The following is a 1,750-nucleotide window of genomic DNA, read 5'->3' on the forward strand; positions in this document are numbered from 1 at the left end:
GCAATGCGCTGGGAATGTCGAGAAACCAGAAAATCAACCCGCCCAGCGCGCCTTGGGTCACGGCCACCACCACGTTGCCTTTGACCGTGGCGCGCACCACGCGGTTGAACTTCAGTTGCAGGCGGCGCTTGTGGTTTTCTTCCAGCGGCACGGCAGTGCGCATCTTGCGCGCCAGCTCAGGGCCGTCACGCAGAAAGAAAAACAGCAGATACAGCATGATGAAAAAGCTCACCACGAATTCGAATGTGCCCTGGCCGAAGCTGAAAGCCTGAGTCGCCAGCGCCTGGCTGCCCTGCATCGCCGCTTTGACGATCTTCTCGCGCAAGCTGTCGAGTTCGCCCATGCCGAAGCGGTCGAGCAAGTGCTGAAAGTACGGCGGCAGGCTGTGCTTGAACTGCGCCAGATACGCGGCGATATCCAGCTCGCCGCTTTCGATGTTCTTGTAGACCGTCGTCCCTTCCTGCACCAGCAGGATGCTGACGATGATCACCGGCAGAATCGCGATCACCAGGCACAGGCTCAAGGTGCACAGCGACGTCACGTTGCGTTGCCAGCCGAACTTCTGCTGCAACTTGCGCTGTACCGGCGCAAACAGAATGCCGAGGATGACAGCCCAGAATACCGCGCCGTAGAACGGCAGCAGAATCCAGATAAAGGCCACCGTGACCAGCACCAGCAGCACTGTCAGGGATTTGAATTGCAGACTCTTTTCGTTCATATCCGGTCCATGTCAGTCAGGCGTCACGCACGCCCGCCCCACTTAGTCAGCCGCCGAGCGCGCGAGTGCCATGTTTATTCATGGAGCATAGATCCAGATCAATGAACCCTCGCAACAGCTGCCCTACCCTGCGCGGCTTTTGCGACCGACACCCAAATGCAGACTCTCATCGCCCCCGAGCTTCTCGCCCCCGCCGGCACCCTGGAAAACATGCGTTACGCCTTCGCTTATGGCGCCGATGCGGTCTACGCCGGCCAGCCGCGCTACAGCCTGCGGGTGCGCAACAACGAATTCGACCACGCCAACCTGGCGCTGGGCATCCGTGAGGCGCAGGCGCAGGGCAAGCGCTTCTATGTGGTGGTCAACATCGCCCCGCACAACGCCAAGCTGAAGACGTTTCTCAAGGATCTGGCGCCGGTGATCGAGATGGCCCCGGATGCGCTGATCATGTCCGACCCCGGCCTGATCATGCTGGTGCGCCGGCATTTTCCGCTGATGCCGATTCATCTTTCGGTGCAGGCCAACACGGTGAATTGGGCGAGCGTCGAGTTCTGGCAGCAACAGGGACTGAGCCGGATCATTCTGTCGCGCGAACTGTCGCTGGAAGAGATCGGCGAAATCCGCGAGCAGGTGCCGGGTATGGAGCTGGAAGTGTTCGTGCACGGCGCGCTATGCATGGCCTATTCCGGGCGCTGCCTGCTTTCCGGTTACATGAACAAGCGCGATGCCAATCAGGGCACCTGCACCAACGCCTGCCGCTGGAAGTACACGGCGCAAGAAGCCACACAAAACCAGCTCGGCGAGATCGTCCAGACCTTTCAACCCGAGCCCACGCTAGGCCTCGGCGCACCGACCGATCAGGTCTTTCTGTTGCAGGAAGCCAATCGTCCCGATGAATTGATGCCGGCTTTCGAAGACGAACACGGCACCTACATCATGAACGCCAAGGATCTGCGCGCGGTGCAGCATGTCGAGCGGCTGACGCGCATGGGCGTGCATTCATTGAAGATCGAAGGCCGGACCAAATCGCAT

2 protein-coding genes are annotated in these 1,750 nt (G+C 60.2%); one reads left to right on the forward strand and one right to left on the reverse strand.

The genetic code is table 11. The features are described from left to right. The coding region (locus OQK_RS27885) for an AI-2E family transporter (RefSeq protein WP_016775352.1) at window positions 1-718 on the reverse strand (718 nt) is incomplete at its 3' end. Window positions 719-874: 156 nt separating this feature from the next. Here OQK_RS27885 and trhP point away from each other — a divergent pair. Next, on the forward strand, window positions 875-1,750 hold an 876-nt coding region (trhP, locus tag OQK_RS27890), incomplete at its 3' end, for a prephenate-dependent tRNA uridine(34) hydroxylase TrhP (RefSeq protein WP_016775353.1).

The sequence above is a fragment of the Pseudomonas sp. R62 genome (genome assembly GCF_000257605.1).
Taxonomy (GTDB): domain Bacteria; phylum Pseudomonadota; class Gammaproteobacteria; order Pseudomonadales; family Pseudomonadaceae; genus Aquipseudomonas; species Aquipseudomonas atacamensis.